This window comes from Shewanella canadensis, assembly GCF_003966225.1.
Classification (GTDB): Bacteria; Pseudomonadota; Gammaproteobacteria; order Enterobacterales; family Shewanellaceae; genus Shewanella; species Shewanella canadensis.
On sequence record NZ_RXNU01000005.1, the window covers coordinates 222,331 to 238,344 of the forward strand.

Annotated in this window: 14 protein-coding genes; 3 read left to right on the forward strand and 11 right to left on the reverse strand. The window is 45.4% G+C overall.

What is annotated here, in order from left to right:
- The first annotated feature begins 200 nt into the window (after window positions 1-200).
- Window positions 201-1,427, forward strand: a complete 1,227-nt coding sequence (gene emrD / locus EKG38_RS11570; protein WP_126520406.1) for a multidrug efflux MFS transporter EmrD — start codon at window positions 201-203, stop codon at window positions 1,425-1,427.
- 131 nt (window positions 1,428-1,558) lie between these two features.
- Here the strand turns inward: emrD and pssA are convergent, their stop codons facing one another.
- Entirely contained in the window at window positions 1,559-2,872 is a 1,314-nt protein-coding gene (gene pssA / locus EKG38_RS11575) for a CDP-diacylglycerol--serine O-phosphatidyltransferase (protein WP_126520407.1), read from the reverse strand.
- Window positions 2,873-2,883: 11 nt separating this feature from the next.
- Window positions 2,884-3,216, reverse strand: coding sequence for a DUF1904 domain-containing protein (locus EKG38_RS11580; protein ID WP_126520408.1), 333 nt, complete (start codon window positions 3,214-3,216; stop codon window positions 2,884-2,886).
- A gap of 360 nt (window positions 3,217-3,576) precedes the next feature.
- On the opposite strand from EKG38_RS11580, the gene EKG38_RS11585 reads away from it, so the two are divergent.
- Together EKG38_RS11585 and dacB are read left to right on the forward strand one after the other, a co-directional pair.
- Window positions 3,577-3,750, forward strand: coding sequence for a hypothetical protein (locus EKG38_RS11585; protein ID WP_012142634.1), 174 nt, complete (start codon window positions 3,577-3,579; stop codon window positions 3,748-3,750).
- Window positions 3,751-3,936: 186 nt separating this feature from the next.
- Window positions 3,937-5,391: a D-alanyl-D-alanine carboxypeptidase/D-alanyl-D-alanine endopeptidase gene (gene dacB / locus EKG38_RS11590; RefSeq protein ID WP_126520409.1), complete on the forward strand. Its 1,455-nt coding sequence runs from the start codon at window positions 3,937-3,939 to the stop codon at window positions 5,389-5,391.
- A gap of 166 nt (window positions 5,392-5,557) precedes the next feature.
- Here dacB and EKG38_RS11595 read toward each other — a convergent pair whose 3' ends face one another.
- From EKG38_RS11595 to aroA, 9 genes are all read right to left on the reverse strand, one after another.
- Complete coding sequence (locus EKG38_RS11595) at window positions 5,558-7,315, reverse strand: acyl-CoA dehydrogenase family protein (RefSeq protein WP_126520410.1); 1,758 nt, start codon at window positions 7,313-7,315, stop codon at window positions 5,558-5,560.
- A gap of 937 nt (window positions 7,316-8,252) precedes the next feature.
- On the reverse strand, window positions 8,253-8,795 hold the full coding sequence (locus tag EKG38_RS11600) for a DUF2058 domain-containing protein (protein WP_126520411.1): 543 nt from the start codon (window positions 8,793-8,795) through the stop codon (window positions 8,253-8,255).
- A gap of 109 nt (window positions 8,796-8,904) precedes the next feature.
- Window positions 8,905-9,609, reverse strand: a complete 705-nt coding sequence (gene pyrF / locus EKG38_RS11605; protein ID WP_126520412.1) for an orotidine-5'-phosphate decarboxylase — start codon at window positions 9,607-9,609, stop codon at window positions 8,905-8,907.
- An 85-nt stretch (window positions 9,610-9,694) separates the two neighbouring features.
- The gene (lapB, locus tag EKG38_RS11610; RefSeq protein ID WP_126520413.1) at window positions 9,695-10,855 is read right to left on the reverse strand and encodes a lipopolysaccharide assembly protein LapB; all 1,161 of its coding nucleotides are present in this window, start codon (window positions 10,853-10,855) and stop codon (window positions 9,695-9,697) included.
- A gap of 1 nt (window position 10,856) precedes the next feature.
- Entirely contained in the window at window positions 10,857-11,147 is a 291-nt protein-coding gene (locus EKG38_RS11615) for a LapA family protein (RefSeq protein ID WP_126520414.1), read from the reverse strand.
- Between the two features lie 122 nt (window positions 11,148-11,269).
- The gene (gene ihfB / locus EKG38_RS11620; protein ID WP_012142641.1) at window positions 11,270-11,557 is read right to left on the reverse strand and encodes an integration host factor subunit beta; all 288 of its coding nucleotides are present in this window, start codon (window positions 11,555-11,557) and stop codon (window positions 11,270-11,272) included.
- A gap of 71 nt (window positions 11,558-11,628) precedes the next feature.
- A complete protein-coding gene (gene rpsA / locus EKG38_RS11625) occupies window positions 11,629-13,296 on the reverse strand; it encodes a 30S ribosomal protein S1 (protein WP_126520415.1) in 1,668 nt (555 codons plus the stop codon).
- 102 nt (window positions 13,297-13,398) lie between these two features.
- On the reverse strand, window positions 13,399-14,091 hold the full coding sequence (cmk, locus tag EKG38_RS11630; protein WP_126520416.1) for a (d)CMP kinase: 693 nt from the start codon (window positions 14,089-14,091) through the stop codon (window positions 13,399-13,401).
- 288 nt (window positions 14,092-14,379) lie between these two features.
- Window positions 14,380-15,660 carry a 3-phosphoshikimate 1-carboxyvinyltransferase gene (gene aroA / locus EKG38_RS11635; RefSeq protein ID WP_126520417.1) on the reverse strand — a complete coding sequence of 427 codons (1,281 nt, stop codon included), beginning with the start codon at window positions 15,658-15,660 and terminating at the stop codon, window positions 14,380-14,382.
- Between the last annotated feature and the right edge of the window lie 354 nt (window positions 15,661-16,014).

Here is a 16,014-nt window from a genome sequence, read left to right on the forward strand (position 1 = left end):
TTTTTGAGCCCAACGCACCTGTAACGCCATCAATACAAGGTGTAAGCTTGCGTTTACAGCACTTACACCTTAGAAAAACTTATCAAAAGTTTTAAAATAAATGCCTGAATTTATTAGGCCTAATGGATTGTAATTGTCAAAATACTCAGTATGATGCGCCATCCTTATTAAAGTACTATTTATGCAGTTTTGGAGTAAGAATGAGCGGCCCTTTGATGAAGTCAAACCCAAGCCAGAATAACCCGGGTTTTTCCTCACTTATCTTTCTGATTGTGATGATGGTTGCCTGTGGTCAAATGGCACAGACGATATTTGTACCCGCCCTGCCGGCAATCGCAGACAGTTTCACTGTGACTGCGGGACAGCTGCAAGCGATCATGGCCTGCTACTTACTCTCCTATGGCCTGCTCCAGTTTATCTATGGACCTGCATCAGACCGATTGGGTCGAAAACCACTGCTAATCTTTGGCTTGGCACTGTTTGTCATTGGCGCTTTACTTGCTAGCGTTGCAACAAGTTATAACGAGCTTATTGCCGCCACCCTGCTTCAGGGTATGGGGACGGCCAGTGCTGGCGCATTATGCAGGAGCATTCCAAGGGACCACTATTTTGGTGAACCACTGGTATCACTAAACAGTTATATCTCGATGGCCGTCATATTTTCGCCTCTTCTTGCGCCCTTTGCAGGCAGTATGATGACACATTACTTTGGCTGGCAGTCTGTGTACTCTCTGTTGGCAGGCTTCGGTGCCCTGGTTCTGCTTTTGGTTATATTCAGACTTAAGGAGTCGCTTCCAGCGGATAAACGCAAGCCTGAGTCAATCATGGCCTCATACCGGTTCGTGTTAGCCCATAGAAAGTTTAAAAGTTATCTGCTTTGTCTCGTGGCCACATTTTCAGGTATTGCGGCGTTTGAGGCCGTTGCCGGCGTGCTCTACGGTCAGGTATTAGCGCTCTCTCCTTTTTGGGTCAGCATATACTTTGTTGCTCCGATCCCCGGTTATCTTGCCGGCGCCTATTATGCGGCGAAATTAAAAGATAATAATAAGAGTACTTATCGAAGCGTTGCCTTACTGGGTTCGGGCGCACTCTTCATGCTTATCCCTGGCCTGTCCAACCTTGTTATTAACTGGAGCTTACTCGTGGGCTCGGTGTTGTTTTTTACCGGAGCCGGAATACTGTTCCCGGTATTAACATCGGCGGCATTAGAACCCTTCCCACGTCATGCCGGTGTGGCGGGCGCTCTGCTGGGAGGCCTGCAAAATTTTGGTGCGGGTGTGGCAGCACTAGTCATGTCATTAGTGCCAATGCACGGACAACTTAGCATCGGGGGATTGTGTGCCTTGATGGTGATGTTAGTGATACTGGCTCTGAACTATGCCAGATCTGGTACCGATCTGGATAAGAGTGATGTGGCGGTGTTGTAAATAAGAGGAATCGAGGGAGCTAGTAATTCTGGCGACCAGATTTAAAATTGGACAAAGAAAAGCCAGTTGGGAGCTCCAACTGGCACAACAAAGTCGACAACCTATTTCAGGGCATGAAAGCCCTGATACTTTTAAAGAATTCTTCTTAACAGGAAGTCAGCCTTAAGGCGTCTGATACGCGTCATGATCTTACGTACTGGCGCTGGATAGTTATTTAATGTCTCTATCTGACTGTAATGATACAAACGCTCAGTATGTTTAAGAATGTGCGCTTGTTCTACTTCAAACTTCTCTTTCCAGGCTCCGGACTCATCCTGCAACAGCAAACCATTTTCAAGATCCAAGGCCCAAGCACGAGGATTTAAATTGCTGCCGGTGATCAGGTGGCACTTATCATCGGCACTGATGCCTTTAAGGTGGTAGCTGTTAACACCATCTTTCCAAAGATGTATGTTTAACTGACCTGATTCTATGGCCCACTGCTGTCTCTTAGCGAATTTCCGTAACGATTGCTCATACATGTATGGCAATGCACCAATGGTGGAGAACTCCTCTTCAGGTGGGATATAGAAATCATTAGCCGTCTTATCACCGACAACAATATCGATTCGTTTCCCATCCTTAAGATGTTTTGCCATCGCTCTGGCGAGAATATAAGGCGGGTTAAAGTATGGCGTACAGATAAAGAGTGACTCTTTGGACTGAGCCACCATATCAACGACCAGCTTATTTAACCTGTTCTTCTTACGACCCAGCCCTACAAGCGGTGTTATCCGGTTACCATGGTTAACCTTCGTAAACTCATAATGCGCCTTACTCAGGCGATTCTTCAGGCTACGAACATCATTTTTCTCTGGCAATAGCTCACATTCTTTATCTTGAGTCAGAGAACAGACGGCAATATCTTCGACAAGATAGGTCTGGATCATCTGACGCATAGAACGGGCAAGCTCGGGAGAATCGATGACATGATACCTGTCGAACCGATACTTCTCTTGTTGATGCAGATAGATATTATTGATACTGGCACCGCTGTAGATGACAGTATCGTCGACAATAAAGCCTTTAAGGTGCAGGACGCCCATGAATTCACGAGACTTAACGGGGACTCCCAAGATCTCGATGGGGTGTTCGGCCTCAGCCATGACCTTGCGGTACATCTGATAATTGCCACTGTCACCTTTATGACCGATAAGACCACGCCTGGCTCGATGGAAATCGACTAAAACCTTAATATCCATGGAGGGAGAGCGCTGCTTGGCAGACATTAAAGCGGCTAATATCTCACGCCCAGCCTCATCATCTTCAAGATAGAGGGCAGAGATGTAAATCGAGTGCTCTGCAGAGGCAATACGTTCTAATAATTCGGCCTTGAGGCCTTTAGGTGTCAACAACCAACGTACGGCGTCAGGTTGGACAGGTATTCCGCCAAGCTTATTGAGCAAGGATATCTCCTTTAAAAATGCTGGCCATCTCGGTAGTAAGTTTCAGGTTCTAGTTGCCTGAACATCACAACAATATGCTGTGACTCCGGATAAGCCTTCTGAACGGCTTCACGGATAACTTTCTCTACCAAGTGGTGAGTTTCGGGATCTTTAGGAAACCAGAGCATCTCAACTTGTGTGAAACTCTGGTCAACACAGCCATTACGGTAACCTATGCTTGGAATCCAATCTAAAGTGAATCCTTGCGAATTAACTTTACAAATATCGGCTAATTGCTGGAGTAACGTCCTGCTTAACTCAGCCACAGCAGCTTCTGGTAACCCCCGCATACGAATATGAGGCATATCGATCCCTTACCAAATTCATAAGGGGATAGAAATTACCGATTTAAGGGCTTTTGAGCAAGGTTTTTCTGCAAAATTGCGTGTTAACACATTAACTTTTGTACTAAATTGAATCAAAATCCCATCACCCCCAAAAAATAGCGATAAACTGTTCAAATATGAGTACAAACTGTTTTCAGTTTAGGGCTATTTTGTTGTAAAAAAAGGGCAACTTATTCCTGATAATATTAATCCCATGTTGAACATATGTTCTGAATAGAGATGAAGTCGATTTACATCGGCTATTGAGTCGATATGACAACATAAATTGAATCGTTTTGATAATATAGCGTTTATCTACTATTACCGTGACCACGTTACATGAACCTGAAGATCTTAATAACCTTAGCTATCGCCCTGGTACTCGCTTGGGCAGTTTTTCATTTTAAAGCTCAGCTTGGGCTGTTTATATTACCCATCTTCATTGCCTTGGTATCCTTTGTCACTCTGAGACTCTATCGTTTAATGGAGAAGGATGCCCCTGAGGATGAATAATCAAATTTCATCTGCCGACTAAGCTCGGCATCATGAACTTAGTTTTTGCCTGATAGATATGGTCAGTGAGTAAGCATAATCCCTGCCTTAGGTTATGCTTATACCAATGTATTTATCATGCTTTCGTCTTAATGCGCTTTTTTAGTTTTATCTACCCCTTTCACCAAAACTGAGTTTAAACGTTTTATGAAAAAGTTAACCCTTGCCCTGTTGGTTTCATTTTTTACCTCATCACCCGCCTTTAGCGATGAGTATTTCAGTAATATTCTATCTCTTATTAAACCACCTCATTCTCACACCTCTATAATCGCGACAAACCTGACACAAGGTACGTCGATCTATGAAGAGAATGCCGACATTTTACAGTTACCGGCGAGTACCCAAAAGTTACTCACCGCGGTTGCGGCAACTGCGGCTCTTGGAGATCAGTTTCATTATAAGACTGAAATTTTTTCTCATTTTCCGATCCGAAACGGTAAGATTAAGGGTGATGTTTTTATTAAATTTAGTGGCGATCCGACACTGACTAGTCTTGAGCTAAGAGAACTGTTTAAGCAACTAACGGATCAGGGGCTCTTCCAAATAGAGGGGGATCTCTATCTCGTCGGCGAAAATAATGAAGAGTTACAAGCACCCGGTTGGGTTTGGGACGACTTGGGGATCTGTTTTGCCGCTCCCGTATCCAGTTTTATTATCAATAAAAACTGTGTACATGGACAACTAAAACCAACACTTGCTAATAATACCAGCCAACTTCAATTCCCCAGTTATCTTCCGGTGATTATCGATAATAGTGCCATTTTTGATAAAAGCAGTACCCTTGAATTTTGTAATTTGAGTCTACAGCGCCTACCCAATAATCACTTTAACCTAACAGGCTGTCACTCGGGGAATCGTCCCTTAAAACTCGCCATAGCCATAACTGAGCCGGCCCTGTTTGCAAAAGATACCGTGGCTCAGATTGCGAAGAGTAGTAAAATTAAGGTTACAGGTAAGGTACTACTGAAAGGCACCCTGCCACAAAATCACAGCCTCATTGCCAGCCATCAGTCAAAAGAGCTGCCTGAGCTGCTCAATACCATGTTAGTCAAATCTGATAATCTGATCGCGGATAGCTTATTGAAACAGATAGGACACAAGCAATATAACCGTCCAGGAACCTTTAGTAATGGCAGCAAGGCGATGGTTCAGATTTTAACTGAAGAAGGTGTCGATCTGACCCACGCCCGAGTCGTGGATGGTTCGGGACTATCGCGTTATAACTTACTCAGCGCCAGACAGCTCAGTCAAGTATTGATGTTAATCTATACGGACCCGAGATTTAAAAGCCTCATGGAATCGCTGCCTGTCGCAGGCGTCAGTGGCACCCTCAAGTACAAGCCATCATTTACCAGCGCCCCACTTCGAAAATATGTTTGGGCAAAGACAGGTTCAATGCAGGGCGTTGATAACCTGGCTGGATTTATCAAGAAGCCCAAGACAGACGATACGCTGTTTGTCATTTTAGAAAATGGACAGAGCCCAATAGAAAAGGAGCAGCAACTTGCACCATTCAGTGCCCTTTTCTTGCAGACCTTAATGGACCACACCGCAGCGCCGACACAGCTCAATGCAACGGCTCAGTCTGTGACCGCCAATTAGCAGCGTATATTGATGGCTGTTGTCTTGAACACAGCCAATAAAAAAGGGAATACTTAGAAAGTATTCCCTTTTTTAAAGCCCGGTTTATTGTTAACCCGGGTATCGAGACGCAAGACTCTACACCTAAAGTAAGCTAGTTTGTAAGCTCAAAATAAGCTAAAAGTGATCAGAACATCTCTTCAGGGATATTCATAACACAAGCATCTCCGGCACTGACCTGTGCAAGATGATATTCAGCCTTAGGTAGCACCTTATTGATATAGAAGTCGCTTAAGTGACGCTTTTGCGACGCAAACTTTTCATCTTCATGAACTACTGCAGTGTCGGCCATTAGCAACCAGAAATAACCGTAAAGAATATGGCCAAATGCATCGAGAAAATCGACGGCACAACTGTTAATGAGAGCCGGTGTTTTCGTCTTGTTGTCATTCACTTTGTCTGCAACAGCCAGTAACTGATTGAACAATCCTGCCACTTTCTCCTTATGAGCCTCGTCTACATGGCTCATTTGAGATAGCTTCTCATTACACTCGGTAACAAACTCAGTCAATGCCGCTAAATTATCCCCTGTCACCTTTCTGCCTAAGAAATCTATTGCCTGAATACCGTTTGTCCCCTCATATATCTGAGCGATTCGTGTATCACGTACCAGTTGTTCGATACCTGTTTCTCGAATATAGCCATGACCGCCAAAGACTTGTTGCGCCATGATAGCGGCATCGAGGCCACGGTCACTGAGAAATGCCTTAGCTACGGGTGTTAACAAGCCGACATAACGCGCCGCTTTAGCCTTCTCCTCTCCCTCACCATATTTTGCAATATCAAGCTGCTTACCCGTCAATATAGACAGGGCTCTACCCGCATCGGTCAAGGTTCTGATATTGAGAAGCATACGACGAACATCACCATGAACCAAGATTGGATCGCTGCTTGCACCCGTTGGCGAACCGCCTGCAGCCACCCCCTGAACACGCTCTTTAGCATAATCGGATGCCATCTGATATGCCGCCTGTGACGTACCTAACCCCTGAATGCCAATGGCTAAACGCTCATAGTTCATCATAGTAAACATGCAGATGAGTCCGCGATTTGGCCTACCAATCAGATAACCTTGAGCATCATCATAATTCATCACACATGTTGCAGAGGCTTTCAGCCCCATTTTATGCTCGATTGAACCGACTGTGACGCCATTTGACTCACCGAGAGTGCCTGAATCATCCACTTTGATTTTTGGTACTAAGAATAGAGAGATGCCATTCGAATCGGGGAGTTTTGCCAATACCAGGTGGATGATATTTTCAGTCAGATCATGTTCACCGCCGGTGATAAAAATTTTACTACCCGTGATGTTATAGCTGCCATCATCGTTAGGGACCGCTTTAGTGCGGATATTTCGCAGATCTGAACCCGCCTGAGGTTCGGTCATATCCATCGCACCAGCCCATTCGCCGCTATACAGCATAGGCAGGTATTTCTCTTTAATCTCGTCACTGCCATGTGCATTAATACACAAGGCTGCACCCGCGGTCAGTGAACCATAAAGGGTAAAAGAGTTACAGGCACTGTAAGACATCTCATCGACCAGCACACCCAACATCTTCGGCATACCCATGCCACCCTGTTCGGGATCGCCACACAGACCGACCCAGCCACCTTCAGCATATTGGTCATAAACAGCTTTAAAGCCGTCAGGTGTGATCACCTTATCATCTTCATGCCTTACACCTTGCTCATCACCGCTACGGTTAATAGGATGTATCAGTTCACGACTTATCTTGTCTGCTTCATCCATTATCGCAACCGCGGTGTCCATATCGACATTTTCGGCTATGGCTGGTAATGACGCCCATGTATTTGGCGCATCAAAGACCTTATCTAACATAAACTTCATTTCGGCTAACGGTGCTTGGTACGGATTCATGATCGACTCTCAAACAATGGATTTAAACAGTTGTTTTAATTTATACCAGATACCGTAGGAAAAGAAAGCGATTTTTAGTGTTAAACAAAGGAAAAGATAGAATTTAGGCTAAGATGACGTTCACTGCGTGAACTGATGGACGGGCTTTGCTCTATTCGATGCTGCGCTGGAGAAGCGGAGACGGTAATCGAACTGGGACGACGTTCGCAGGCGAACAAATCGATGCTACGCTGGAGAAACTGAGACGGTAATCAAGCTGGAACGACGTTCGCAAACGAACTGTTCGACGCTACGCTGGAGAAGCTGAAACGGTAATCAAGCTGGAACGACGTTCGCAAACGAACTAATCGACGCTACGCTGGAGAAGCTGAGACGGTAGTCAAGCTGGAACGACGTTCGCAAACGAACTGTTCGACGCTACGCTGGAGAAGCTGAAACGGTAGTAGAGCTGAGACGACACTCACTTCGTGAGTTAACAGGTCAACGACCATCGTCTTAGTCTTAACAGGTCAACGGCCGTCGTCATAGCCTTAACAGGTCAACGGCCGTCGTCATAGCCTTAACAGGCCAACGGCCATCGTCATAGCCTTAACAGGCCAACGGCCATCGTCATAGCCTTAACAGGCCAACGGCCATCGTCATAGCCTTAACAGGCCAACGGCCATCGTCATAGCCTTAACAGGCCAACGGCCATCGTCTTAGCCCTTACAGGTCAACGACCGTCATCTCAGCCTTAACAGGTCAACGTCCGTCGTCTTAGCCTTAACAGGCCAACGACCGTCATCTTAGCCTTTACAGGCCAACGACCGTCGTCTCAGCCTTAACAGGTCAACGACCATCGTCTCAGCCTTTACAGGTCCACGACCATCGTCTTAGCCCTTACAGGCCACTGGCCGTCATCTTAGCCTTTACAGGCCAACGACCGCCGTCTTAGCCTTTACCACATCAAATCATCTGGAATGACATAATCGGCATATGGATCATCCTCTTCGACGACTTGGGTTTTATCATCTTTAACCCACAAGTAGCCACACCACTCAGGCACCAACATATTGACGCGTTCGGCCAGTTTATGAGGGACCAGATAGCTGGTCTCTTCATGGCGCACAATACCCAGCTGGCCATTGAGAAGCTGAGACTGCAGTTTATCGTCAACATAGAGAGAGAAGATTTTATTGTTAAAGGTGTAGTTGAATTTTAACTCGGCATGCTGAGGCAGCTTAATCGCCAGACGCTTGAACTCGGTGACGAGCCCGCGGACTAACCCCTTCTCAGACGCTTCTTCGAATCGTCTTTCGTTTAACGCCTTATCCTTCTCTGCTTGCGCTTTCTTCTGTGCGGCGATCTCTTGCTTCAACGCAGCGCTGCCATCGTCAACCTTGGCCTTACGATCGCGCTTTTTCTGTGTCTTGGCTTTCTGAACTTTCTGTTTACTCACAAGTCCCGCTTTGAGTAACTGTTCCTGGAAAGGATTTGCCATCTGTTTCTCACTTAACTGTTCAATTGATTCTTACATTTAAACTCATATTTCCAGCTCTATTCTTTAGCTAACCACTATTTCGAGAACTGAAAATTCAAGGACTGCGATGTTAACTACCAATGTTCAACGACTGATGGATCGCGGTCAGCGCAGCCAATGGGTCTGCGGCCTTAGTGATAGGTCGACCGATGACAAGATAATCTGATCCCGCCTCAATAGCCTGAGGTGGCGTCATGATCCTATGCTGATCGCCTTTGTCTGCTCCAACGGGGCGTATACCCGGCGTCACTAATTTAAAACTCTCACCTAAGCTTGCTTTTAATTGCTGGGCTTCGTGAGCCGAACAAACAACGCCATCGAGACCAGCCTGTTGTGTGAGTCTTGCCAGACGTTGAACATGTTCGAAGGCTGGTACATCGATGCCGATAAGCTTAAGATCTTCATCGCTCATAGAGGTTAATACGGTGACCGCGATGAGCAGAGGTGCGTCTTCACCGTAAGGAACGAGAGCCTTCTTTGCCGCTTCCATCATGGCCAAGCCACCGGTGGCATGCACATTGGTCATCCAAACACCTAACTCAGCCGCTGCTGTAACAGCCTTGGCCACTGTATTTGGAATATCATGGAATTTAAGGTCTAAGAACAGGTCGAAATCACGGTTATGTATATCTTTCACAAGCTCTGGACCGAAGAGGGTAAACATCTCCTTGCCCACTTTTAAACGACACATTTGAGGGTCTAATCGATCGATCAATTGCAAAGCAGCATTTTTGTCATCAAAATCCAGGGCGACCACGATAGGTTTATTGTTCATTATTTCTCCAATTGCTTTGCATTCTACTGTTCATCTTCATTTGCGAGTCAAGGGTTCCCTTGTCTCATCGTTAAATGGAACGAGCCTATTCGCCGTCCAATCCCCGTATCCGTTTAATGCTGCCCCAACTTTTACAAGAGGGACAATGCCAATAGAGACTGTGGGAAGGAAAGCCACACTCACTACAGCGATAACCTGGTCTGAACTTAATCTGTTGCTGAACTAATTTCTCAAGCATGGTCAGGCTCTCTTTAGCCTGCCCATCTTCCGCCTGTTGCATCTGCATCTGCATTAAATGCTGAAAACTCTTCATCGTGGGGTGTCGGTACAGACCATCGAGTACTAATTTCTCGGCAGCCTGAGTCTCCCCCTGCTCTATCAGGTGCTGCGCCAAAGTGATCGCAACGCTGGCACCTGCGCCCTGTTGAAGTGCCTGCCTGAGAAAGTCACAGTAGCCCGTCGAATCATGACTCTCGTGATATGCCTGTCTGCAGGTCGCCAGCGCATCGGGGATCAACTCAACATCAGCTTCTAACAGCTTATAAAGCATATCTTTACACTTTATGAGTTCATCTTGATCGAGATATTTTTGGGCTAAGGTCAGGATTGCTCTACCGCATTGTGGGTCTTGCTTGATTGCAGCGTGTAATAATTTGAGTTGTCCGCCGCTGTCCGCTTCTTCATTGGCAAGCTCACAATAAAAATGTGCGGTATTGTGCTTTAAAACAAGTTGCCGCTTACGTTTTAGACTTTTTATGATGTTAATGGCTTTTTGCCACTCTTTTGTCACCTGATAGATATCGATCAAGTGGGTTTCAGCGGCTTCGCTGTGATCGTCTTGCTTAACCAAGTTTTGAAAAATTTCCTCTGCTCGGTCATAAAAACCGGCTGCGAGGTAATCTTTGCCCAACTCCATCATAGCTATGTCGCGTTGTTCGGTAGCTAAGCTAGGGCGGGCAATCAAATTTTGATGAATTCGAATTGAGCGGTCTACTTCGCCGCGCTTACGAAACAGTGAGCCCAAAGATAGATGTGTATCTATGGTGTCGTCATCTACATCGAGCATGGAGATAAATAGATCGACCGCTTTATCTGACTCGTTCGAAAGAAGGAAGTTAAGGCCGGTAAAGTAATCACGGCTCAACTTTTTGCGATCGCTACTCTGTTTATGCCGCACACTGCGGCGTCCCATATACCAGCCATATCCGGCTGCAATGGGTAGTAACAGAAACAGGATCTCAAGCATATTAGGCGTCTACTTCCTGAAGCAATGTTGAATCAGTCATTTTATTTTCAAGATTTAAATTCTTTTTGTTTGCTGTTCTTAGTGCCAATTTGAGTTTGGCAATATGATACATCGCAAAAATCCAACTTATGAGGAAACCCGCAAGAAAGACAACTGCAAGCACAATAGGCAGTCTAAACTCACCCTGAGCAACGAAATAACTTATCGTCACAACTTGTTCGTTGCGAGCACCAAAAATCAGTGCAAGAAAGAAAAACAGTGCAACTAACACTGTGATGATAAATGACTTCACGTGACTCTCCACACACCGAATGATATCCCTTGATTATCTAAGAATTTCACTCAACTAGCTAGGGATTACTGAATTTTAGGCATAAAAAAGCCTCCATTCGGAGGCTTTTAAAACAATGTCATTTAAGCATTAATTGCATCAACACGTTCGCGCAGTTCTTTGCCAGGCTTAAAGTGCGGAACATACTTACCATCCAAATCGACTGATGTTCCAGTCTTAGGATTACGGCCAGTACGCGGCGCACGGAAGTGAAGAGAAAAACTACCAAAGCCACGGATCTCAATACGATCACCGCCTTCTAATGTTTGAGCCATCTGCTCTAACATCTCTTTGATTGCACTTTCCACTTCTTTAGCCGACATCTGCGACTGCCTCGTGGCGAGTTTTTCGATCAGTTCGGATTTTGTCATCCTATACCCTCTATTATCAAGCCAAACACAGTCACCTAACAGGGGTGCAAGCACCCCAGAACTTCAGGCGATTACTTGCGAGCCGCTTTGAACGCTTCAGCCATAGCACTGCTCATCACAGCGTCTTCTTGCTTGTTCAAGCTAGCCATTGCTTCTTTCTCTTCAGCTTCATCTTTCGCACGGATAGATAGGCTGATAGTACGGTTCTTACGGTCAACACCCATGAACTTAGATTCAACAGCGTCGCCTACAGAGTAAACTGTAGATGCATCTTCGATACGCTCGCGAGAGATATCAGCTACACGTAAGTAACCTTCAACAGTCTCAGCTAGTTCAATAGTTACGCCTTTAGCGTCTACTGCAGTAACTGTACCGTTAACAACAGTACCCTTCTTCTTATCTGCAAGATAAGCATTGAACGGATCGTCTTCAGTTTGCTTAACGCCTAAGCTAATGCGCTCACGCTCTGGGTCAACTGAAAGAACAACTGCGTTGATCTCGTCGCCTTTCTTGTATTCAGCAACAGCTTCTTCGCCAGTACCATTCCAAGAAATGTCAGATAGGTGAACTAGACCGTCGATGCCGCCGTCAAGACCGATAAAGATACCGAAGTCAGTGATTGACTTGATCTTACCAGAAACCTTGTCGCCTTTCTGGAAACGCTCTGCGAAGTCATCCCATGGGTTAACTTTACATTGCTTAAGACCTAGAGAAATACGACGACGCTCTTCGTCAATGTCTAGAACTAGAACTTCAACTTCATCACCTAAGTTAACAACTTTAGATGGGTGGATGTTCTTGTTAGTCCAATCCATTTCAGAAACGTGAACAAGACCTTCAACGCCTTCTTCGATTTCAACGAAACAACCGTAGTCAGTTAGGTTAGTAACGCGACCAGTCAAACGTGTGTTTTCTGGGTAGCGCTTGCTGATTTCTAACCATGGATCTTCGCCAAGTTGCTTAAGACCTAGTGAAACACGAGTGCGCTCACGATCGTACTTAAGAACTTTAACATTGATTTCGTCACCAACGTTTACGATTTCAGATGGGTGCTTAACACGCTTCCACGCCATATCAGTGATATGTAGTAGACCGTCAACGCCACCTAGGTCTACGAATGCACCGTAGTCAGTAAGGTTCTTAACGATACCCTTAACTGATTGACCTTCTTGTAGGTTCTCAAGAAGAGCATCACGCTCTGCACTGCTTTCAGATTCGATAACAGCACGACGAGAAACAACAACGTTGTTGCGCTTCTGGTCTAACTTGATAACTTTAAATTCTAGATCTTTGTTTTCTAGGTGAGCTGTATCGCGAACTGGGCGAACGTCAACTAGAGAACCAGGTAGGAATGCACGGATACCGTTTAATTCAACAGTGAAACCGCCTTTAACCTTACCATTAATGACACCGATTACAGTTTCAGCATCTTCGTACGCTTTTTCTAGAACGATCCAAGCTTCGTGACGCTTAGCTTTTTCGCGAGACAGTTGAGTCTCACCGAAGCCATCTTCAACAGCGTCAAGCGCTACGTGCACAGAATCACCAACAGAAATTTCAAGTTCGCCTGCGGCGTTCTTAAACTGCTCAGCTGGGATTGGGCTTTCTGACTTAAGGCCAGCGTCAACCAGTACCATACCGTTCTGGATAGATACAACTACACCAGTTACGATAGAACCAGGACGGAACTCAAGTTCATTAAGGGATTGTTCAAATAGATCAGCAAAAGATTCAGTCATGTTTTAGTTACTTTCTTTAATAAACCACGGCTCATCCTGGACGTGGAGTCAGTATAATAATCCGCATCATCCATGTTGCGAATAATAAAGTGTCAGCCGAAATTAGCTCACACTTGGTAATTTAGTTTGTATGTGCGTCAACGCAATATCGAGCACTTCATCAATCCCGATTCCAGACGTGTCGATGATTAAAGCATCCTCGGCAGGAACCAAAGGAGCAACACTGCGATTGGTATCGCGGTCGTCACGTTCTATTATCTCGGACAAAAGACGGTCGATATTAACATCGAAGCCCTTGTCCTGCAACTGATTATAGCGTCTTTGCGCCCTTTCTTCCGCAGATGCGGTTAAATAAATTTTAGCAGGGGTATTGGGGAAAACAACTGTTCCCATGTCACGACCATCGGCAATTAAACCCGGTGCTTCATTGAATGCACGTTGACGGCGCAACAAGGCTTCCCTTACGCGTGGATAAGCCGCCACTTTAGACGCGGCATTTGAACACTCTTGACTGCGAATATCGATTGAAACATCCTCGCCTTCAAGTACAACCTTAATGCCGTGTAACCCGTTACCGGTAATAAACTGCACATCCAGATGCGCGGCCAACAAACTCAGCGAGTCCTCGTTATCCAGCTCAACATTGTGATGGAGCGCTGCTAAGGCTAATACTCGGTAAATTGCGCCGCTGTCCAGTAATTTCCAGCCTAAACGTTCGGCTAATAACTGGCTGATGGTACCTTTTCCCGCGCCGCTTGGACCGTCAATAGTGACAACAGGAGTCCGTTCAGACATATATTTCTCCACAGTAAAATCCATTTTCATAAGATTTTTAATGGGTTAGTCATATGACATCTTTGAAAAATGAGATAGGTCAAAATGATTTCACCGAAAAATGAGCGCGCGTATTATAAACCAACTAGATGAAGAAAGCGGTATAAATTTCTAACTTAAAATTTGTAATAAAAAGTATCAAACCCACATTTTCGGATCGATATCGATACCGCCAATCGCCTCCAGACTTGATCAATTGTCTTTCCAGAAGCGACCGGGGATATTAACTCTTTAATAACATTGCTGAAGCTACTGCGCTAATGCAGCAAACTGATTGAAGTAATCAGGGAAGGTTTTAGATGTACAATCTGGATCGTTAATCGTGATCCCACAGTCAGCAAAGGCTAACATAGAGAAACACATCGCCATTCGATGATCATTATAGGTATCTATATCTGCCGTGTGTGGCTTAGTTGGGGGAGTAATACTGATATAATCGTCTCCCTCGTCGACAATCGCACCGACTTTACGAAGTTCGGTTGCCATAGCGGCGAGTCTGTCAGTCTCTTTTATGCGCCAATTATAGATATTACGAATATGGGTAGTGCCAGTTGCAAACAGGGCAGCCGTTGCAATAGTCATTGCCGCATCGGGAATATGGTTCATATCGAGATCGACAGCCTTGAGCGTCGAACCCCGTGAAATGATGTAGTCATCCCCCCACTCGATATCGGCGCCCATCTTTTCTAAGACATCGGCAAACTTCACATCGCCTTGAATACTCATGCGCCCAACTCCGGTGACTTTTACTTCACCACCTTTAATCGCGCCAGCCGCTAAGAAGTAGGAGGCCGATGAAGCATCCCCTTCTACCAAGACCTTACCCGGTGAGACGTAGACTTGTCCGGCTTTTATCTCAAAACGTTCATAACTGTGGTTAACCACTTGCACACCAAACTGAGCCATCAAAGCGATGGTGATGTCGATATAGGGCTTAGAGACCAGCTCCCCTTTTATCTTGATATTAACGTCGCCGGTCGCCAATGGCGCAACCATAAGCAATGCGGTTAAAAATTGGCTGGAAAGGTCACCTGCGATCTCAACTTCACCCGCTTCGAGTCCGGTTGCATTAATGGTTAAAGGCGGGAAGCCATCATTCTTAAGGTAAGTAACATTGGCTCCAAGCTGTCTCAACGCATCGACGAGATCACCAATGGGCCGCTCTTCCATTCTAGGCTCACCCGTTAAGGTAAACTCGCCGTGTCCCAGCGTTAACGCTGCACATAAGGGACGCATTGCCGTGCCTGCATTACCAAGAAAAAGGGTTTGGGCTTGCTCACTATTAAGTGGCGCTCCCATTCCCTCAAGCTCACAAACGGTATTGTTATTAGATAGACGATAATTTACGCCAAGCTGTTTCAACGACGCCAACATATAACGGATATCATCGGAGTCGAGTAAATTTGTCAGTGTCGTGGTGCCTTTCGCAAGTGTAGCAAGCAAAAGCGCGCGGTTAGAGATACTTTTCGATCCAGGGATATTGATGGTCCCCTGAACCTTGTTGATTGGCTCAAGACGTAGCTGCTTCATTAAAATACTTCTTTATTATCGCGGGACAAACAACCCACAGGTTAGCAATAGATGTTCATGTCAACCGAACAGTGCAAACGGCACTAACAACCACCACGACAAAATGGTTATCCGACTGACTGGTGTTTGAACTTCGTACGTATAAAGTTACCGATTGCTCGCGTTAGATTCAAGTAGTAAGTGCAACACTTACTATGCTTTCTGAGGTTTTAACCCTTTTTTACGCTTTAAGGGCGAAAATCCTCATTTAACTTGGCAATATTCCTCCTCGTTGGACAGTTTTATTGAAGTCAACCAAATGCAAACTCGACCACTGGAATAATTTAATGCCATATCAGGGCTCGAGTTAATTAT